General features: G+C 62.4%; 19 protein-coding genes and 1 pseudogene. 11 read left to right on the top strand and 9 right to left on the bottom strand.

Annotated elements, in window-relative coordinates; genetic code table 11:
- The first annotated feature begins 14 nt into the window (after positions 1-14).
- Together VCK47_RS00860 and VCK47_RS00855 are read left to right on the top strand one after the other, a co-directional pair.
- Positions 15-953 carry a nucleoside hydrolase gene (locus VCK47_RS00860; RefSeq protein WP_322888844.1) on the top strand — a complete coding sequence of 313 codons (939 nt, stop codon included), beginning with the start codon at positions 15-17 and terminating at the stop codon, positions 951-953.
- On the top strand, positions 950-2356 hold the full coding sequence (locus tag VCK47_RS00855; RefSeq protein WP_322888843.1) for a protein adenylyltransferase SelO: 1407 nt from the start codon (positions 950-952) through the stop codon (positions 2354-2356). Before VCK47_RS00860 ends, VCK47_RS00855 begins: the two co-directional genes overlap by 4 nt.
- Here VCK47_RS00855 and VCK47_RS00850 read toward each other — a convergent pair.
- The 4 genes from VCK47_RS00850 to VCK47_RS00835 all read right to left on the bottom strand — a co-directional run bounded on the left by VCK47_RS00850 (position 2313) and on the right by VCK47_RS00835 (position 5372).
- Complete coding sequence (locus VCK47_RS00850; protein WP_322890000.1) at positions 2313-3230, bottom strand: DMT family transporter; 918 nt, start codon at positions 3228-3230, stop codon at positions 2313-2315. The genes VCK47_RS00855 and VCK47_RS00850 overlap by 44 nt on opposite strands.
- 42 nt (positions 3231-3272) lie before the next feature.
- Positions 3273-4238: a DUF3179 domain-containing protein gene (locus tag VCK47_RS00845; RefSeq protein ID WP_322888842.1), complete on the bottom strand. Its 966-nt coding sequence runs from the start codon at positions 4236-4238 to the stop codon at positions 3273-3275.
- A gap of 89 nt (positions 4239-4327) precedes the next feature.
- Entirely contained in the window at positions 4328-4873 is a 546-nt protein-coding gene (locus VCK47_RS00840) for a peptidylprolyl isomerase (RefSeq protein WP_322888841.1), read from the bottom strand.
- Positions 4866-5372, bottom strand: a complete 507-nt coding sequence (locus VCK47_RS00835; protein WP_322888840.1) for a peptidylprolyl isomerase — start codon at positions 5370-5372, stop codon at positions 4866-4868. Before VCK47_RS00835 ends, VCK47_RS00840 begins: the two co-directional genes overlap by 8 nt.
- A gap of 168 nt (positions 5373-5540) precedes the next feature.
- On the opposite strand from VCK47_RS00835, the gene VCK47_RS00830 reads away from it, so the two are divergent.
- The 9 genes from VCK47_RS00830 to VCK47_RS00790 all read left to right on the top strand — a co-directional run bounded on the left by VCK47_RS00830 (position 5541) and on the right by VCK47_RS00790 (position 14903).
- The gene (locus VCK47_RS00830; protein ID WP_322888839.1) at positions 5541-5963 is read left to right on the top strand and encodes a hypothetical protein; all 423 of its coding nucleotides are present in this window, start codon (positions 5541-5543) and stop codon (positions 5961-5963) included.
- Positions 5964-6054: 91 nt separating this feature from the next.
- The gene (locus tag VCK47_RS00825) at positions 6055-7230 is read left to right on the top strand and encodes a phosphoglycerate kinase (RefSeq protein ID WP_322888838.1); all 1176 of its coding nucleotides are present in this window, start codon (positions 6055-6057) and stop codon (positions 7228-7230) included.
- Positions 7231-7249: 19 nt separating this feature from the next.
- Complete coding sequence (locus tag VCK47_RS00820; RefSeq protein WP_322888837.1) at positions 7250-7867, top strand: hypothetical protein; 618 nt, start codon at positions 7250-7252, stop codon at positions 7865-7867.
- Positions 7868-7972: 105 nt separating this feature from the next.
- Positions 7973-9568, top strand: a complete 1596-nt coding sequence (locus VCK47_RS00815; protein ID WP_322888836.1) for a hypothetical protein — start codon at positions 7973-7975, stop codon at positions 9566-9568.
- A 106-nt stretch (positions 9569-9674) separates the two neighbouring features.
- On the top strand, positions 9675-10604 hold the full coding sequence (locus VCK47_RS00810) for a class I fructose-bisphosphate aldolase (RefSeq protein WP_322888835.1): 930 nt from the start codon (positions 9675-9677) through the stop codon (positions 10602-10604).
- Between the two features lie 89 nt (positions 10605-10693).
- Positions 10694-10993 carry an FtsB family cell division protein gene (locus VCK47_RS00805; RefSeq protein WP_322888834.1) on the top strand — a complete coding sequence of 100 codons (300 nt, stop codon included), beginning with the start codon at positions 10694-10696 and terminating at the stop codon, positions 10991-10993.
- 184 nt (positions 10994-11177) lie between these two features.
- The gene (pdhA, locus tag VCK47_RS00800; RefSeq protein ID WP_322888833.1) at positions 11178-12188 is read left to right on the top strand and encodes a pyruvate dehydrogenase (acetyl-transferring) E1 component subunit alpha; all 1011 of its coding nucleotides are present in this window, start codon (positions 11178-11180) and stop codon (positions 12186-12188) included.
- Between the two features lie 3 nt (positions 12189-12191).
- Positions 12192-13583 carry a pyruvate dehydrogenase complex E1 component subunit beta gene (locus tag VCK47_RS00795; protein ID WP_322888832.1) on the top strand — a complete coding sequence of 464 codons (1392 nt, stop codon included), beginning with the start codon at positions 12192-12194 and terminating at the stop codon, positions 13581-13583.
- Between the two features lie 12 nt (positions 13584-13595).
- Positions 13596-14903: a pyruvate dehydrogenase complex dihydrolipoamide acetyltransferase gene (locus tag VCK47_RS00790; protein ID WP_322888831.1), complete on the top strand. Its 1308-nt coding sequence runs from the start codon at positions 13596-13598 to the stop codon at positions 14901-14903.
- A 69-nt stretch (positions 14904-14972) separates the two neighbouring features.
- On the opposite strand, the gene VCK47_RS00785 is transcribed toward VCK47_RS00790, so the two are convergent.
- The 5 genes and pseudogenes from VCK47_RS00785 to VCK47_RS00765 all read right to left on the bottom strand — a co-directional run bounded on the left by VCK47_RS00785 (position 14973) and on the right by VCK47_RS00765 (position 20096).
- A complete protein-coding gene (locus tag VCK47_RS00785; RefSeq protein WP_322888830.1) occupies positions 14973-15608 on the bottom strand; it encodes a hypothetical protein in 636 nt (211 codons plus the stop codon).
- 75 nt (positions 15609-15683) lie between these two features.
- Positions 15684-16493, bottom strand: coding sequence for a serine O-acetyltransferase (gene cysE, locus VCK47_RS00780; RefSeq protein ID WP_322888829.1), 810 nt, complete (start codon positions 16491-16493; stop codon positions 15684-15686).
- A gap of 16 nt (positions 16494-16509) precedes the next feature.
- A complete protein-coding gene (locus tag VCK47_RS00775; RefSeq protein WP_322888828.1) occupies positions 16510-16842 on the bottom strand; it encodes a hypothetical protein in 333 nt (110 codons plus the stop codon).
- Positions 16839-18926 (bottom strand): annotated as a pseudogene (locus VCK47_RS00770) (baseplate multidomain protein megatron); the annotation flags it as partial. The gene VCK47_RS00775 and the pseudogene VCK47_RS00770, both read right to left, overlap by 4 nt.
- 19 nt (positions 18927-18945) lie before the next feature.
- A protein-coding gene (locus VCK47_RS00765; RefSeq protein ID WP_416236632.1) for an IS3 family transposase occupies positions 18946-20096 on the bottom strand; the annotation gives its coding sequence in 2 pieces (ribosomal slippage) (positions 18946-19847 and positions 19847-20096; 1152 coding nt in all).
- Positions 20097-20102 lie beyond the last annotated feature (6 nt).

Here is a 20102-nt window from a genome sequence, read left to right as displayed (position 1 = left end):
TCAAGGACCAGACCATGACACCGCGTAAGATCATCATCGATACAGACCCCGGACAAGACGATGCCGTGGCCATTCTGCTCGCCCTCGCCTCGCCCGAGATCGACGTTCTGGGGATCACCGCCGTTGCGGGCAACGTGCCTTTGCCGTTGACCGAGAAAAACGCACGGATCGTCTGCGAACTGGCGGGGCGACCGGATGTGAAGGTTTTTGCAGGCTGTGACGCCCCCTTGGCGCGCCCGCTGGTGACGGCCGAACATGTGCATGGCAAGACCGGTCTTGACGGGCCGCAGATGGCGGACCCTGTCATGCCGTTGCAGGACCAGCATGCCGTCGATTTCATCATCGAGACCTTGCGTGCTGAGCCTGCAGGCTCCGTCACGCTGATCCCTGTCGGCCCCTTGACCAATATCGCGACAGCGTTTCAGCGCGCGCCCGATATCATCGCCCGCGTACAGGAAATCGTGCTGATGGGGGGCGCCTATTTCGAGGTGGGCAACATCACCCCCGCCGCCGAATTCAACATTTACGTCGATCCCGAAGCCGCCAAGATCGTGTTCGACGCGGGTGTGCCTTTGGTCGTGATGCCGCTCGATGTGACCCACAAGGCGCTGACCACCAAGGCCCGCATCGACGCCTTCCGCGCGATGGGCACCAAGGTGGGCGATATGGTCGCGGCCTGGACCGATTTCTTCGAGCGTTTCGATATGGAGAAATACGGATCGGAAGGCGCGCCTTTGCATGATCCCTGCACCGTCGCCTATCTGATCGACCCGAGCCTCTTTACCGGCCGCCTTATCAATGTCGAGATCGAGACGGGATCGGAACTTACGCTTGGTATGACGGTTGCCGATTGGTGGGGCATCACCGACCGTCCCAAGAATGCGCTGTTCATCGGCGATATCGATGCAGAAGGGTTCTATGCCCTGCTGGCCGAAAGACTTGCCCGCCTATGAAGATCGCTTTTGACAATAGCTATGCCGCCCTGCCCGCGCAGATGTTCACGCCGCAACTGCCAACGCCCGTGGCGGCGCCCGCCATCTTTGCGCGCAACGACGCGCTGGCGGCGGTGCTCGAGATCGACCTGCATGCGCCGGATGCCGCACAGGTGTTTGCGGGCAACCATATCCCTGCAGGGGCAAGCCCGATTGCGACCGTCTATGCCGGTCATCAGTTCGGGCACTGGAACCCGCAACTGGGCGATGGCCGCGCGATCCTGCTGGGCGAGGTTGTGGGCAGCGACGGCATTCGCCGCGATATCCAGCTGAAAGGCGCCGGCCCGACGCCCTACTCGCGGTCGGGCGATGGCCGTGCATGGCTTGGTCCCGTGATGCGCGAATATCTGGTGTCAGAGGCGATGGCGGCCCTTGGCGTGCCGACCACCCGCGCGCTGGCGGCCGTGACCACGGGCGAGGATGTGTACCGCGAAACCCGCCTGCCGGGGGCTGTCATCACCCGCGTGGCGCAAAGCCATATTCGTGTCGGCACCTTCCAGTTTTTCGCGGCGCGCAAGGATCTGGATGCGTTGCAGGCGCTGACGGATCACGTGATCGCGCGGCATTACCCGCAGGCGGATGGGCACGCAGCCCTGCTTGATGCCGTGATCGCGCGGTACGCGCGGCTGATCGCGCGCTGGATGGGGTTGGGGTTCATCCATGGCGTGATGAATACCGACAATGTCAGCATCGCGGGCGAGACGATCGATTATGGCCCCTGCGCCTTTGTCGATGATTTCGAGCATGGCGCGGTGTTCAGTGCGATCGACAGCCAAGGGCGATACGCCTATGGCAACCAGCCGCAGATCGGGGCGTGGAACATGGCGCAATTTGCAACCGCGCTCATCCCGCTGATGCCGGACCGTGACAAGGCCGTGCAGGATTTCACCGCCGCCGTGCACGGCTTTGCCCCGATCTATGCGCAGGCGTGGTTGCAGGTCTTTGCGGCCAAGCTAGGGATTGCCGACCCCACGCCCGAGGATGCGGCACTGGTCACGGACCTTCTGAACCTGATGGCCAAGGATGGCGCGGATTTCACCGCGACCTTTACCGCGCTGGCGACAGGTCAGGCGCGCGACCAGTTTCTGGACCGCGAGGCCTTCGATGCTTGGGCGGCCCGCTGGCGGCCGCGTCAGGCGGACGATGCCGCCGCGATCATGGCGCAGGCCAATCCGCAGATCATTCCGCGCAACCACCGCGTCGAGGAAGCGATCGGGGCCGGTGTCGCGGGTGATTTCGCGCCGTTTGACGCGCTGCTGGGGGCTGTCACGCAGCCCTATGCGCCCTTGACCGCTGCGACAGCCGCTTACGCCAAGCCCCCTATCCAATCGGAGCGCGTGACCCGGACGTTTTGCGGGACCTGACGGGGCGGTTGATGAGCAGGATGCCGATGGCGACAAGCACCAGTGCGCCTATCAGGTTTGGCCCGATCTCTTCGCCCAAGAGCAACCAGCCGAGCGCCACGCTGAGCACGGGCGACAGAAAGCTGAACGAAGCAACGCTGGACGCCGGATAGACCGACAACAGCCACAGCCAGAAGATAAAGCCCGCGCTGACCACGACGACGATCTGGAACGCCAGACCCGCCGCGTGGATAGGGGCGAACTCGCGCACCAGCGGGCCAAAGAACAAGGCCGCAATGAGCAGGACCGGTGCGGAGATAACCACCTGCCACAGCAATTGCAGCTCGGGTTTGACCTGCCGCAGCGGGGACGCCTTGGCCATCATCGCGGTCACCGCCCAGCCGATGGCGGCCCCCAGCGCCGCCAGATCACCCCAGAGACTGCCCGCCCCGTCATCGCGCGTCAGGATTGCCAAGGCCACACCGCCAAGGGCAAGACCCAGCCCCAGCGCCTTGCGCGGGGTGATCTTGTCGTCGGGCAGCACAACATGCGCGATCAGCGCCAACCAGACCGGCATGGAATAGAAGATCACGCTGGCGCGGCTGACGGCTGTCAGGTCGAGGGCGATGAAAAGGCACAGGAACTCGACCGCGAACACCAGCCCCACAATGATGCCCGACCATGCAGTGCCGGGCATGATCTGCAAAGGGATCTTGCGCCAGTAAAGCCAAAGCAGGATACAAAAAACAGCGCCAGCAGACCGCAAACCCGCGAAAAACACAGGTTGCAACCCGTCATTGGTGACCTTGATTACCACCTGATTGAAGGCCAGAAGCAGCGCAAAACCCGTCAGGGCGGTGGCACCGAAAAGATCAACTTGGGATTTACGTTCCATCGCCGCACCAAAGGGCGGCGATGGGATCAAGTCAAGGCCGGATCAGTTGCCGAGCATCCAGTCGCCCTCGGGCCAGAAAGCATGAAAGGCGAAGGCGAACATCACGTCGTGGGCAATATCGGCCCCTGCCGCATCACGCACCCGCACATTGCCCACATCGCGCCCCGCCCCGATTTGCGCCGTGTCCAGCGCCGAGGCCTGCCCCGCGACCCAAGTCAGGGTGACGCCTTGCTCTGTCACCTCGCCCAGTTCGGACAACCGCGACAGCGGCCATGCGCGGTCGCCCACACGGACGACACGCGCAAGGGCGGGAATGTCATGGGGTGGCATCTCGCCCGAAAACAGGAACGGGCGCTGGGACGAATCGTAGCGCACATAAGGGTTGGCGCCATAGGTGCGGTTGAACGCCGGTTCATCCATCACCAGCCCCTCGGGGTTGCGGGTGCGGAACATGTCCCAGCTTTCCATCCAGCTTGGCAGGGTCTGCAGTTCGGTGCCGGTCAGGGTGCCGACGATGGCGTCACCTGTCGCCTGCTGCCACCAGCTTTGGGTTTCGCGGTCATACATGATCATGTCGGAATGGCGCAGCTTGCCCGACACGCCAAAGCTGAGCAGGCCCGCGTCCGTCCGCCTGTCGAAACTGATGCCCGAATTGCACAAAGGACAGAACGTCACCGCGACGTGCATGTCACCGACAACATCGTTCACGATCTCATGCCATGTCAGATACCGGATTGGATAGGCGCGCGGCACCTGCCCTTCGATTTCCAGCGTGATGACGGGTTCGCGCGGGTCCAGCCGGTTTTCGCCTGCGACAGCGATGAAGGTGGGATCATCCAGCGCGGGGATCCCGTCCTTGGGTGGACCGCCCGAGATGACCTCGGACCAGTCGTCAAGCACTGTGGTGGTGAAATCGGTCTCAGGCCATTCGCCGCGCCAGCGGTCAGGGGTCGCTGTGGCCTGCGTGGCCAGCAAGGCCAGCATCGCAAAAGTGAGGGTCAATCGCATCGCATCCTCCCTGAAGGCAGGGTCAGGATGCCGGATCGCGGCGAAGCCGCACAGCCCCCTCGCGCAAAGGTGAGGGGGCTGTAGGAATGTCAGTCGATGACGCGCACGGCGGCCATCATATCAGGCTGGCCGATCACCGCGCCATTGGCGCCGGTGCCGCGCTTGATCGCATCGACGATCTCCATGCCTTCTGTCACCTGTCCGACCACAGTGTACTGGCCGTTCAGGAAATAGCCCGGTTCGAACATGATGAAGAACTGGCTGTTCGCGGAATTGGGGTTCTGCGAACGGGCCATGCCGACAACGCCACGCTCGAACGGCAGGTCCGAGAATTCGGCGGGAATGTCGCCCAAGGACGACCCACCCGTCCCAGCGCGCGACAAGTCGCTGCCCATCACGCCGTTTTCCACATCGCCCGTCTGCGCCATGAAACCGTCGATCACGCGGTGGAACACCACGTTGTCATAAGCGCCCTCGGCCGCAATCGCGGTGATTTGCGCGACGTGCAAGGGTGCCACATCCTCGAACAGGTCGATGGTGATGGTGCCGTTGGCTTCGCCAACGATGTCGATTTCCAGTCCGGCGCTATAGGCGGGGCTGGCCAGCAAGGCCAGTGCAAGAAGGTGCTTATACATCGGCGGCCACCTTGACGCTGATCATGCGGTCGGGGTTCATCGGGGGTTCACCACGGGTGATCGCATCGACATGGTCCATGCCGGAAATGACCTGCCCGTAAACGGTGTACTGGCCGTTCAGGAAATCATTGTCCTTGAAGTTGATGAAGAACTGGCTGTTGGCGCTGTCGGGGCTGGAAGACCGCGCCGCACCGATCGACCCGCGGGCATGAGGGATGCGCGAGAACTCAGCCTTGAGGTCGGGGAGGTCCGACCCGCCTGTGCCCGCGCGGCGGATGTTGAAATCCTTTTCCATATTGCCATTGGCCACATCGCCCGTCTGCGCCATGAACCCGTCGATCACGCGGTGGAAGGCGACATTGTCATAGGCACCGGCGCGGGCGAGTTCCTTCATCCGTGCGCAATGGCCGGGGGCCACATCGGGCAGCAACTGGATGATGACGTCACCGCCCTTGAGGGTCATGATGATGGTGTTCTCGGGGTCTTTGATCTCGGCCATTGCGGGCTCCTTTTGGGTCAATTCGGGCGCACACTACTGTGCAGCGCTTGCAAGGGAAAGCCCCCGCGCCCGCTGCGACATGGTGTCCACGCGGTCTTTCGGCCTGATCCGGCCCGTCCCATCTGCCGTAAATCCAACAATCACAACGACTGGGAAAGGACTATGGAGATGGCCTATACGACCGACATGATCGAACGCACGTCCCGTGCCTTGCCGCGCGGGACTTATGCGCACTGGCTGCTGCGCCTGCCGCTGGCGCTGGTGTTGTTGCAGCAAGGATATGACAAATTCCCGCTGAGCGCGGATATGGCCGCAGGGTTCGGCGTGCCTTTCGTGCTCTGGGCGCTGGCCGCGATCGGCGAAGTGGGCGTCGGCATCTTGTTGCTTGTGGGCGGATTTCTGCGCGGTGCGACAGGTGATCTGATCACGCGTATCGCAGGCGCGGGTCTGGCTGCGATCATCGCGGGCGTGATCTATGTCGCATACTGGGCGCCGCCGCTGGAGCTGTTGATGTTCAACCAGTTCCATCTGCTGCTGCTGGCGGGCGGACTTTACTTTGCCTTGACCGGCACCCGCAACCGCGCCGCGTGAACGGTCCGCGCGCGGTGTCCCTGCCGCGCGCGGACCGCCCATTGACCGGACCCTGCCTTTTGCGCCACATAGCCGCAAAGGGAGACCGGATATGGCTTACAAGACACTCGACGACATGGATTTCGCAGGCAAGCGCGCGCTGGTGCGCGTGGATATCAACGTGCCGGTGGATAATGGTGTCGTGACCGATACCAGCCGGATCGAACGGATCATCCCGACCGTCGATGACATCCACGCCAAAGGCGGCAAGGTCATCCTGCTCGCGCATTTCGACCGGCCCAAGGGCAAGGTCGTGCCCGAAATGTCGCTGGAACATATCGCAGGCACGGTGGCCGATGTGCTGGGGCTGACGGTGACTTTCGTCAGTTCCAACTATGCCGAGGCCGTGGACGAGATGGAGGATGAAGAGGTCCTGCTTTTGGAAAACCTGCGCTTTCATCCGGGCGAGGAAAGCAATGACGCGGCCTTTGCCGCCCGATTGGCCAGCCTTGGCGACATCTATGTCAACGACGCCTTTTCCGCCGCCCACCGCGCGCACGCCAGCACCGAAGCCATCGCGCACCTGCTGCCTGCCTGCGCGGGGCGGTTGATGGAAGAAGAACTGGGCGCACTGGACGCCGCCCTTGGCAATCCTGCCCGCCCTGTCGTGGCCGTTGTCGGTGGGGCGAAAGTATCGACCAAGCTGGACCTTCTGGGCAATCTGGTGGGCAAGGTCGATCATCTGGTGATCGGCGGCGGCATGGCGAATACCTTTTTGGCCGCGCAAGGGTTCAACGTGGGCAAATCGCTCTGCGAACATGATCTGGCCGATACGGCGCGCGAAATTCTGGCCAAGGCGCAGGCCGCAGGCTGCGAGATCATCCTGCCGCGCGACATCGTCGTGGCGCGTGAATTCAAGGCGGGTGCCGCAAGCGAGACGCTCGCCCCCGACGCCTGCCCCGATGATGCGATGATCCTTGATGCAGGCCCCGCGACCGTCGCCTATATCGCCGAGGTGCTGGAGCGCGCCAAGACGCTGGTCTGGAACGGCCCGCTGGGTGCCTTCGAGATCGCCCCCTTCGATGCGGCCACCAACGCTGCCGCCGCCAAGGCCGCCGAGTTATCAAAGGCAGGCAAGCTGATTTCCGTCGCGGGTGGTGGTGACACGGTATCCGCGTTGAACCAAGCTGGCGTTGCCGATGATTTCACCTATATCTCGGGCGCGGGGGGGGCGTTTCTGGAATGGATGGAAGGCAAGACCCTGCCGGGGGTCGCAGCACTGGGGTAAGTCACGACAAGGACGCAGCATGCAACCCGACCGCAGATTCGAGACCGCCTTGCGGGCATCGCTGCCCGACGGGTTCGCCCTCGACGGCGCGATCTGGGACCTGATTGGCTGGCTTGCCGCCCAGAACCAGACCTTTCGCTACAGACGCACCGACGCGCTGTTCATGCCGACGATGCCCGTCGCCAGCATGGACGATCTGTGGTCGCATCTAGCCTTTGTGATCGAACCCGATCTGGTGCGCCACTGGTTCGGCACCGAAGGGCTGGAAAGAACGATTCTGCCTTTGGTGCGCTGCGGCGGCGACGGCAGTTATCTGGCAGTCTGGAAAAACGTAGGGCGGGACACCTACGTTTTCCTCGGTTCCGAAGGCGAGACATTCACGATCACCGACAATGTCACAGACTTCATCATGCTGATCACCATGGGTTATTTCAGCATCGAAGACCGCCACACGCTGACCCTGACCCCGCAGGCCAGTTTCGCAGAAACCCACGCAGAGGCGTGGCCCGACCCCATCGAAGTAAAGCGGCATGTCGCGACGACCTTGGGGGTCAGCTATCCCGCGACGGGTGATACGCTTGTTCTGCGGCAATCGCCTGATCCGTTCTGCGCAGTCGTCGGAACGGGTCAGTCCTAGATCGCCAAGCAACAGACAGCAGCGTGATCCCTGCCCTGCGCGCATTTTGCGCTTGCTTTGTGAACATTGTTCATAAATACTCTTTCCATCAACAAGGAGAGAGCCATGACCACCCTCACCCGTCTTCCCGCCACCGCCCTTGCCGTGCTGTTGCCCCTGTCGGCCAGCGCGCAGGACCCCCAGATCACGCTGGGCGAATTCTTCAGCCCTGACCGGATTGCCACGGCGCTGGCCAATACCGGCATTTCCGCGCTGCGCACGCGGATGGAGCTGCGATATGACCATCTGTCGGCTGATCCGATGCGCGGCACTGTCGCGATGTCGGGGATCGTGGCGCGCCCTGTCCTGCCCTACGATCAAGCGGGCCAGTGCGAGGTCACCATCGACCGCGCGACCCTGTCCTCCGATTTCATCGCCCCGTTCCAGACCAGTGCTGCGCTGACCCTGAACCTGATCGGCGCGCGTGCCAGCCTTGCCTGTTTCGAACGCGATATCGCGGTGGCGCTGCGCACGGCGGGCTATCGCGATGTCCCGCTTGACCAGTTCAAGGTCAGCGCGACCTATGCCTATACCACCGGCGAAACTGCGCTGGACACGACCATCGCGGTCAACGGCTTTGGCATCCTCGATGTCTCGGCCAGCGGGACGATCCTGCCGCGCATGGGCGAATTCGGCTATCCCGGCGACCCTGCGATCCGGCTGTCGCGGGCGGTGGCCACGCTGAAGGATACGGGCGGCTGGGCGGCCGTGTCGCAGGTGTTGCCACCCAACCTGCGCGATCCGGTCGCCGTGCGCGAACTGGGCACCGAGGCGCTGACGCAATTAGTGACCGAAGGCGGATTTCGCCCCCTTGGTGCGGTCGAGCGGAATTTCATCGACGATCTGATGGCCGAAGTCGAAACCTTCGTCACCGATCCGGGTGAAATCACGATCGAGGCCGACCTGCCCGCCGGTGGCGTTGTCGTCGAACCGCAGATGTATGGCAGCATCCCCTCGCTGATCGTGGCGATGGGACTGCAGGCGCGCAGCACGCCGCTGGCGCGCACACGCATCCTGACGCTGGAAGAACTGGCGGCGGTTGAACGACTGGATGATCTGTCGCAGGCAGACCGCTTGCGTATCGCCACGGCGCTGCTCAACGGTGACGGCGTGCCCCGCAGCACGGTGCTTGTGCCCGGCCTGCTGACGCCATTGCTGGACGATCCGGATGTCGCAGGCGAGGTCGCACTGCTGCTGTCCAAGGCGACAGAGGCGCGCGACATCGCCACCGCCTATGGCTATGCGCTGCTGGCGAGCGAACATGGCACGGTCGGTGCCGTAGGCCAGCTTGACCGGCTGGAATCGCAGATGACCACACAAGCGGTTCTGACAGCGCAAGAGGCACATCTGGTCTCGGCCCCTGCCCCCGTCACCGCGATCAGCGGGAATGATCCGCGCGATCTGCGGGCGCTGGCGCTGGCGCATCACGCAGGCCAGGGGGCCGCGCGGTCCTATGCGCGGGCCTATTACTATGCAGTGCTGGCCGAAGCCGTAGGCGATGTCGCGGCAGCGTCGCTGCGCGCCGAGATCGACGGCCGGTTCGCTGCGCGCGGCGCTGATGTCGCCGCCGCATGGCAGGCCACGGCGACCCGCATGGAAGAGCTGGCCATTGGTGACTGGTTCGAGGCAGACCTGCCGCAACGCTATCTGACGCAACCCTGAACCCGCCGTTTGCGATAACATTGCGCCCGGTTGCGCTAACACATTTGCAACCGGGCGCTGGCGCTTCTATCGCTGCGTAAGAACACCGCTTGCACAGGGGCCCACTATGAAAACCACCCGCACCGTCCAGAAAATCCTTGGCCATTACGAAGGCGAAACGCCCGGCGTAAAGGCTAATCTGGCCCGTATGCTGATGACCGGCAAACTGGGCGGCACCGGCAAAATGATTATTCTGCCCGTCGATCAGGGGTTCGAGCATGGCCCCGCACGCACTTTTGCCGCCAACCCCGCCGCCTATGACCCGCATTACCATTACCAGCTGGCGATTGATGCAGGGCTCAACGCCTATGCCGCCCCTCTGGGAATGATCGAGGCGGGGGCGGATACATTCGCTGGCCAGATTCCCACAATCCTGAAAGTGAACTCCGCCAATTCGCTGATCCCCGACGCCGCCCCCAAGACGCAGGCGATCACGGCATCGGTTGACGACGCATTGCGTCTTGGCTGTTCGGCCATCGGGTTCACGATCTATCCGGGGTCGTCTGCGGCGCTTGATATGTTCGGTGACATTGCCGAGATGCGGCGCGAGGCGGCGGCCAAAGGCATCGCCACTGTCATCTGGTCCTATCCACGCGGCGAGGCGCTGGACAAGGACGGAGAGACCGCGATCGACATCGCGGCCTATGCCGCCCAGATCGCGGCGCTGCTGGGGGCGCATATTATCAAGATCAAACTGTCCACCGACCATCTGTCCCTGCCCGAGGCGAAAAAGGTCTATCAGGACAAGGGCATCGACATCGCAACACAGGCCGCGCGCGTGCGCCATTGCATGCAATCCGCTTTCAACGGGCGCCGGATCACGGTGTTTTCGGGCGGTGCTGCCAAAGGGGCCGATGCCGTTTATGACGATGCCCGCGCGATCCGCGACGGTGGCGGCAACGGGTCGATCATCGGGCGCAATTCCTTCCAGCGCGACCGCGCGGATGCGCTGGCGATGCTGGCCAAACTGGTCGAAATCTATCGCGGACGCGACTAGGGCCCACGCATTTTGGGCATTCCATTTGCGATTCGAATATGCAATTTTACTGGCAGTCGCCCGCCAGAGGCGACACCAGAGGACAGCAGATGTTGAAACGCAACCGGCCCGCAATCGGGGCGACCTTGTACTTTCTGGGGATGATCGTCCTTGGATTGTATTTCACCTTTGCCGCCGTGCAGGGGCACAACGGTCTGTTCAAACGGGTCGAGGTGCGTGCCGAAGCCGCCACCCTGCGAGTGGAGTTGGCCGCACTCCAAGCCGAGGTCGCGCGGATGGAAAACCTGACCACGCGGCTGTCGGACAGTTTTCTTGATCTCGATCTGCTCGATGAACAGGCCCGCGATGTGCTGGGCATGATCCGCGTCGACGAGATCGTGATCCGCTGATTCCATCCCCCGCGCGGTGACGCAATCACCGCCAAAGGTCGGGCGCGACCTGTCTGCCAGCCTTGCATCCCGCGCAAACCTGCCATCCTGCCGTGGCGTCATAATGTCGGTGGCAATCCAGTTCCAAATGCACTAAAAGATAGTTTAATACTAAACTATATACCAAAACGCTGGAGGAATGCTCATGCCGCCAAAACAGGCCGCCGCGAAATCCAACGTCTCGGCAGAGGAATTGCTGGGACATTACCGTGAAATGCTGCTGATCCGGCGGTTCGAGGAAAAGGCGGGCCAGCTATACGGCATGGGCCTGATCGGCGGTTTCTGCCACCTCTACATCGGGCAGGAAGCGGTTGTCGTCGGGCTGGAGGCCGCCGCTGAAGAAGGCGACAAGCGCGTCACCTCCTACCGTGATCACGGCCACATGCTGGCCTGCGGCATGGACCCCAAGGGGATCATGGCCGAACTGACAGGGCGCGAGGGCGGCTTTTCCAAGGGCAAGGGCGGCTCCATGCATATGTTCTCGAAAGAGAAACATTTCTACGGCGGCCACGGTATCGTCGGCGCGCAGGTGCCGCTGGGCGCGGGTCTGGCCTTTGCCGACAAATACCGCGGCAACGACCGCGTGACTTTCGCCTATTTCGGTGACGGTGCGGCCAACCAGGGTCAGGTTTACGAGACCTACAACATGGCGCAGCTGTGGGATCTGCCCGTGATCTTCGTGATCGAAAACAACGGCTATGCGATGGGCACCTCCGTCGTGCGGTCGACCAAATCGCCAAGCCTGTGGGAACGCGGTGCCGCTTACGGCATCAAGGGCGAGGAAGTCGACGGCATGAACGTGCTTGCCGTCAAGGAAGCGGGCGAACGTGCCGTCGCACACTGCCGCGCGGGCAAGGGACCATATATTCTTGAGGTCAAGACCTACCGCTATCGCGGCCATTCGATGTCGGACCCCGCCAAATACCGCACCCGCGACGAGGTGCAGAAAATGCGCGACGAACGCGACCCGATCGAACAGGTCCGCGATATGTTGCTGACCGGCAAACACGCGACCGACGATGACCTCAAGGCCATCGACAAGGAAATCAAGGCCATCGTGAACGAGGCTGCCGAGTTTTCCAAGGAAAGCCCCGAGCCGCATCTCGACGAGCTTTGGACCGATATCTACGCCACAGAAATCCCGCAGGAGGCTTGAGACATGGCAACCGAAATTCTGATGCCCGCCCTGTCCCCCACCATGGAAGAAGGCACGCTGGCCAAGTGGCTGGTCAAGGAAGGCGATAAGGTGTCGTCCGGTGACATCCTTGCCGAGATCGAAACCGACAAGGCCACGATGGAATTCGAAGCCGTGGACGAAGGGATCATCGGCAAGATCCTGATCGTCGAAGGCACCGAAGGCGTGAAGGTGAATACCGCTATTGCCGTGCTGGTCGAGGAAGGTGAAAATGCGGATGAGGTCCCGGGTCAGGCCCGGGACGCGGCAGATCACGCCCCGGCCTCTGAGCCGGGGCCTCGCGCCGACAAGGAACCGCCCGCAAAAGCCCCCGCAGTCGCAAAACCCGCCGCCCCCGTCGCCGATGTCAGCCCCGATTGGGCCGATGATGTCGCGGTGAAACCGACCACCGTCCGCGAAGCACTCCGCGACGCCATGGCCGAGGAAATGCGCCGCGACCCCGACGTGTTCCTGATGGGCGAGGAAGTCGCCGAATATCAGGGCGCCTACAAGATTAGCCAAGGTCTGCTGGATGAATTCGGCGCGAAACGCGTGATCGACACGCCGATCACCGAACATGGTTTTGCAGGGATCGCGACCGGTGCGGCCTTTGGCGGGCTGAAGCCCATTGTCGAATTCATGACCTTCAACTTCGCGATGCAGGCCATCGACCATATCATCAACTCTGCCGCCAAGACGCTTTACATGTCGGGCGGCCAGATGGGTGCGCCGATGGTGTTCCGTGGTCCCAACGGTGCCGCCGCCCGCGTGGGTGCGCAGCACAGCCAGGACTATGCGGCTTGGTATATGCAGATCCCCGGCCTCAAGGTCGTGATGCCCTATTCCGCCGCTGATGCGAAGGGCCTCATGAAAACCGCGATCCGCGACCCCAACCCGGTGATCTTTCTGGAAAACGAGATCCTCTATGGCAAGTCCTTCGACGTGCCGGTCATGGATGATTTCACCATTCCCTTCGGCAAGGCCAAGATCGAACGCGCCGGTGATGATGTGACCATCGTCAGCTTTGGCATCGGCATGACCTATGCGCTGGCTGCGGCCGAGAAACTGGCCGAAGAAGGCATCAGCGCCGAGGTGATCAACCTGCGCACCCTGCGCCCGATGGATACCGAAACGATCCTCGCCTCCGTGCGCAAGACCAACCGCTGTGTGACTGTCGAAGAAGGCTGGCCGCAGGGCAGCGTCGGCGGGTATATCAGCAGCGTCATCATGCAGCAGGCCTTCGATTATCTGGATGCGCCGGTGATCAACTGCACCGGCAAGGACGTGCCGATGCCCTATGCCGCGAACCTCGAAAAACACGCGCTGGTCACGACCGATGAAGTCGTCGCCGCCTGCAAACAAGTGACCTACCGCTAAGGAGACAATGCGATGCCCACAGAAATTCTGATGCCCGCCCTGTCGCCCACGATGGAGGAAGGCACGCTGGCCAAATGGCACGTCAAGGAAGGCGACAAAGTGTCGTCGGGTGACATTCTGGCCGAAATCGAAACCGACAAGGCCACGATGGAATTCGAGGCCGTGGACGAAGGGATCATGGGCAAGATCATGATCCCCGAAGGCACCGAAGGCGTGAAGGTCAATGACGTGATCGCCGTGTTGCTGGAGGATGGCGAGTCTGCCGATGATATCGGCGAGGTCCCGGGTCAGGCCCGGGACGCGTCGGCGAAGAAAGCCGACGCCCCGGCCCCCGCGCCGGGGCCTCAGGCAGCAACACCCGCCCCCGCTGCCCCTGTGAAAGACGGCAACCGCGTCTTCGCCTCCCCTCTTGCCCGCCGGATCGCGGCGGACAAGGGTCTCGATCTGTCGGGTGTGACCGGCTCCGGTCCGCATGGCCGGATCGTCAAGGCCGATGTCGAAGCCGCCAAGGCAGGTGCCAAACCCGCCCCCGCCAAGACAGAGACACCCAAAGCCGACGCTCCGAAACCAGTTCCAGCAATGGCCAGCGGTCCCAGCACGGATGCCGTCATCAAGATGTACGACGGTCGCCCCTACGAGGAGGTCAAGCTCGACGGGATGCGCAAGACCATCGCCGCCCGCCTGACCGAAGCCAAGCAATCGGTCCCGCATTTCTATCTGCGCCGCGATATCAACCTAGACGCGCTGATGAAATTCCGTGGTCAGCTTAACGCGCAGCTTGAAGGGCGCGGCGTGAAGCTGTCGGTCAATGATTTCATCATCAAGGCCTGCGCCTTGGCGCTGCAACAGGTGCCCGATGCGAATGCCGTCTGGGCGGGCGACCGCACGCTGAAGTTCAGCAAATCCGACGTGGCTGTTGCTGTCGCCATCGAAGGCGGGCTGTTCACCCCCGTCTTGCGCGATGCCGAGATGAAATCGCTGTCTGCGCTGTCGGCCGAGATGAAAGACCTCGCCACGCGCGCCCGCGACCGCAAGCTCGCCCCGCAGGAATACCAAGGCGGCAGTTTCGCGATTTCCAATCTGGGCATGTTCGGGATCGACAATTTCGACGCGATCATCAACCCGCCCCATGCCGCAATTCTCGCGGTCGGCGCGGGCGTCAAAAAACCCGTCGTGGGCAAGGATGGCGAACTGACAGTCGCGACGATCATGAGCGTCACCCTGTCGGTCGATCACCGCGTGATCGACGGGGCCTTGGGCGCGAACCTGCTGCAGGCGATCAAGGATAATCTGGAAAATCCGATGACCATGCTGGCGTAGGGCTGGTCAAAACAAAAAAGCCCCGCCGGATGGTGGGGCTTTTTGCACTGGAATGTCCGGTTTGAGCCCTTAGCGGACAGTCGGCTGCGTAGCTAGCCTTCTTTCATATTGCTCAGTATTTTCAAACCACTCAGCCAACGTGGCCGCAAATTCGTCATCGCTATCGAGTGACGACGCGACAGAAAGCTGCTCTCTGAGTTCCCGTAATTCTGAATGCCAATTAGTGTGGTCAATCAGAATTCCACTAGGCCACTCATGAAAGGCATATTGCAATCCATTCAACAGCGAACAGAGATAGGCGCGGCGATACCGGACACAACTTGGGGCAGATTGAAATGCTATCCGAAAGAAATCCATCGCTGATCGCTGGCCAATTTGCGCATGAAGAGACGGCGATGAATAGAGATTTTGCGCATACTTTCCAAGAAGATAGCTGGCTTCGGGGTCGCCGCGATCAAAGTCGGCTTTCAGGGCCAGAAAAATGATAGCTTCGTAAAATTCATGCCTTATCCGACTTCTGCGGTTCCATTGCAATCGGTCCAGATTGTTCTGTGTCCAAGCCACCTTGGCATCCAAGCTGTGGACGATGTCAATAATCGCCAAGACAGCTTGCTTAGATTCTTTTTTCAGCCCGAGAGCATCAAAGTGTAAGAATTGCTCCAGCAAGTCGTCAGTGGCATTATTGTTTTCCGCTGGCTCAGTCATTCTGGGGATCTAGCTCCAAGGATGGATATAGGCAACGACAGCTTTGTCCCGCATAGCCGCCGTCTAACTCACCCCTCACCCCTCGTGATCAAACAACTGATCCATCGTCACTGACGGCTGCGCGCATCCGGCCTCGCCCACGATCCGCGCAGGCACGCCGGCCACGGTCTTCATCGGGGGCACATCGTCGAGCACCACGGACCCCGCGGCGATGCGGCTGCAATGGCCGATCTTGATATTGCCCAGCACTTTCGCGCCAGCCCCGATCAGCACGCCGTTGCCGATCTTGGGGTGGCGGTCGTCGTCTTCCTTGCCGGTGCCGCCCAAAGTGACCGAATGCAGCATCGACACATTGTCGCCGACAACGGCGGTTTCCCCGATCACCACCGAATGCGCGTGGTCGATCATGATGCCTTTGCCCATCCGCGCTGCGGGGTGGATGTCGACGCCGAAGACCTCGCTCACCCGCATCTGGATGAAATAGGCCATGTCGCGCCGCCCTTGGGTCCAGAGGTAATGGCCCAACCGATACGCCTGCACCGCCTGAAACCCTTTGAAGAACAACAAAGGCTGGATCAGCCGGTGGCAGGCCGGATCGCGGTCGTAGATCGCAACGAGATCGGCGCGCGCGGCCACGGCCAGTTCGGGATTGGCGGCATAGGCGGCATTGGCGGTTTCGCGCAGGATCTGTTCGGACATCTCGGTCGAGGCGAGTTTCAGCGAAATCCGGTAGCCAAGGGCCGCTTCAAACGTCGCGTGATGCAGCACGCCCGCATGGACCATGCCGCCGATCAGCGGCTCAGAGACGATGGCATCCTCGGCCTCTTGCCGGATGCGGTGCCAGACGGGATCAAGTTCGGTCAGGGCGGGTTTCGGCTGGCGCATGGCATCGGTCCTTTGTTCAAGGTGTCCTTTGTAACGCAAATAGGGTGCGCTCGCCAATATCAAAGGTGTCATCTGTCAGATCACGGATCGTGATGGCGACAAAGGCCAGACAGTGCAGGTAATCGCGCGTCAGCACAGGCGGACGCGGCGCGATGGGCAGGCGGGAGAGTGCGGACATGAGCGTGCCGGTGCCATGCGCGGGATGTGCTGTGCCGTTAATGGCGTGATGGGCAGCCCCCAGCCTTGCGGCCTGCAGCATCCGGTCCAGCGCAGGCGCACGGTCGGACGCGGGCAGCAGCAAAAGCGCCCGCGTCGCAAGTTCCAGATCGGCCAGTTGCAGCCCCCTCACGCCACGATCCGCGCGGTAAAGGGGCCGGGGCCGAAACGGTCAGACAGTTGCGCTACCTCGATGCGATAAGCCGCGCCGCCGTGATCGGCGGCGATCAGGCTGGCGGGATAGTGCCACACTGGTGCGTTCACCGTCACGCTGCGCCGGATGATCCCGTCGCGGATCACGCGGATCTGGTAGCCTTCGGTCGCTTCGCCCAAAGGCACTTCGCCATCGGCCCAAAGATCGCCGTCGATCCGGCTGCAGCGGATCCACGCCAGATGCAGCCCGTCCGCCGCCTGCCGCGCGCGCAGATGTGCGACCGGATAGGGCCGCAGCCCGTTGCCCTGGAACGCGGCGACGGTGTAGCGGAAACTGGGATCGCCCAAAGGCCGCTTGGCCGGACCATAGCGGAAATGACGGTCCTGCCCGCGTGCGGAGGATGGCAGCACCAACTGGTCAACACGGGCGTCGAGCACGACAACGCGTGATCCCACAGGCCAGAGATCAGGCATAATCCCGCGACTGCCCGCCTGCCCGCGCAGCAACCCGTGCAGCCGGAATGCACCCGTACCCAAGGGCGTAGACTCGCGGAATTGCAGCAGTTCCCAAGCGTCAGGCGACCCGTCACCGATAGCCAGCAAGTTTGCCCCCGACAGCACCGCCTGTGCCGTGGCACTGCCCAGCGCGCCTTGCATAAGCCGTAGATCAAACCCCGCCTGCCGGTCCCACAGCCCTGCCCGCCCGCGCGGCAAAGGCGTCAGCGTCTCGCCCATGCCCGCAGGGTCGCGGATGATGTCCTGCAAAGCATAATCACTGTCCTGCGGCGCCCCATAGACGGCAACCGACCCCGGCCAAGGTGCGCCCGCCACGGCGAGATGCGGCGCATGGGGGATTTCGTCGCCGCGCAACAGCGGCAGGTCCAGAAACAGCAATTCCACCGGCACGGGGGCGGCAAAGGGTTTCAGCACGGCGGCCTGATCCTCGGACCTGACAGGCTGGTAGGTGCTGGCGCTGATGCGCGTTGCCTCGACCAGTTGCAGGCCCGCATCCTCGATCCGGTCGATGCGGTAGTCGCCCGCGTGATCGGGCAGCGCGATGGCGACCACAGCGCCCGCCCCCACCGCGCGCGAGGGCGGCAGCGCGAAACGGATACTGTCGCGCGCCACACGCGCCTCTTGCAGCCAGCGGGCGGCGATGGCACGCCCTTCGGCGCGGGTCAGCGCGAGTGGCAATTCGTGCCGCGCCACACTGATGCTGGTGGTATCGGCATGGGCGGCATCGGCGGCGGCAGGTTCATAATCGCCATCGGCATCCAGATGCAGGATCTGCACGCGCTGCGCGGTTTCTGACGCGGGCGCGCGGGTCAGCGCCCAGGCCTGATCCTGTTCGGGATCAAGGGCGAGATCGTCAAAGCCCACATCCGCGCTGATCCGCGCCCTGCGGTTGCGAAAGATCAGTACGCCACCTTCCTCGACCGCATCGAACCCGTAAGCCAGCATCAAAGGCTGCAAGGCCGCCCGCCCGCTGGTCGCACGGTCCAGCAGATAGCCGCGCACCACCCCAAAAAGCTGCGACACGTCATAAGCCACAATCCCCGCCGTCTCGCAGATCGCCGCGACGACAGAGGCCAGCGGCAGGTTCGTCGCCCGCCCGTTCAGCCAATGCCCGCGCGCGTAATTGCCCGCATCGGCCCAAAGGCCGCGATTGGCGGGAAAGAACGGATAAGGCCGCGCATCCCATGCCCAGACATGCATCCGGCCCGTGTCCACCATCGGGCCACCGTAAATCGGCGAGACGGGGTTATTGGCAGGGTCGGCATAATGCTGCGTCATCGCGCGCAGGTATTGCATCTGCATCAGGTCATCGCGCTGGCCGTTGGAATAATGCGGCAGGCCGGATTCCGATGACTTCACATCGAGGAACTTGTTGGGCTGGTTCGCGCCCTTGTCGATAGCGGCACAGCCGTATTCGGTGAACCAGACGGGTTTGGAGCGCGGCACCCAAGCGGTGGGCTGCGCCGCGCGCGCCCCGCCCACGCGGTCATGATGCGGCTGGCCCCACCAGTTGGCGATATCCTTGTAGCGCCAGATCCACGGCTCGCCCTGAATAGCCCCTAGTTTGCTAGACGCCTTGCAGTTTCAGTTTCTGCTGCTGTTCGAAGGCGATCGGTGACAGCATTCCGTTCCTAACGTGTTTGCGCTGCGGGTTGTAGAAAAACTCGATGTAGTCGAACACGTCGCGGCGGGCTTCTTCGCGGGTTTTATACTTTCTGCGCCGGATGCGTTCGCGTTTCAGCAAGTTGAAGAAGCTCTCGACGACAGCATTGTCCCAGCAGTTGCCACGGCGGCTCATGCTGGGGAGCAGATTGTGCTGTTCGAGGAACTCCTGCCACTCATAGCTGGTGAACTGGGAACCTTGGTCAGAATGCACGTGGACCTTGGTCTTTGGTTTGCGCCGCCAGACGGCCATGAGCAGGGCTTGCAGCGGCAGGTCGGCATAGGTGCGGCCCTGCATCGACCAACCGATCACCCGCCGGGAAAACAAATCGATCACGACGGCCAGATACAGGAACCCCTCATGGGTGCGAATATAGGTAATGTCCGTGACCCAGAACTGGTCAGGGGCATCGACATCGAACTCCCGGTTTAGGGTATTGGCCGCCACGACAGCAGGGCTGCCACCGTAAGAGCCCGGCTTCTTTTTGTAACCAATCTGGGCCCTTATGCCCGCCAGACGGGCCAACCGCCACGCCCGGTTGGGGCTGATGTCTTCGCCGAGGTCGCACAGATCATCATGCAGCTTGCGGTATCCATACACCTCGCCGCTGTCATCCCAGGCCTGCTTCAGCAGCACGGTTTGACGCTGATCCTCCAGCGCCCGTTGGGAAAGGGGTTCGCGCAGCCACGCATAGAAGCCGCTGGGATGAACAAGCAGCATCCGGCACATCGCCCGGACCGCAAAGATCAGCCGGTTCTCCGCAATGAACGCATACCTCACCGGGATTCCCTGGCGAAGTATGCGGTCGCCTTTTTTAAGATGTCCCGTTCCTCCGTCACTCTGGCAAGATCACGCTTGAGCCTGCGGATCTCGTCGGCCTGCGCATCCACTTCTTTGATCACCTTCGCTGGGCGCGAAAACAGCTTCTGCCAAGTATAGATCGACTTCGTGCTGACGCCCAATCGCTCGGCCACCTCGCGCACCGGGTAACCCCGATCCTCGACTTGGGCCACTGCATCGCGCTTGAACTCGTCTGTGAATTTGTTTGCGGACATCTCGTC

Source organism: Yoonia sp. 72 (assembly GCF_034652275.1).
Lineage (GTDB): Bacteria > Pseudomonadota > Alphaproteobacteria > Rhodobacterales > Rhodobacteraceae > Yoonia.
The sequence above is the reverse complement of the archived record's forward strand: the minus strand, read 5'-3'. Positions and strand labels throughout refer to the sequence as shown.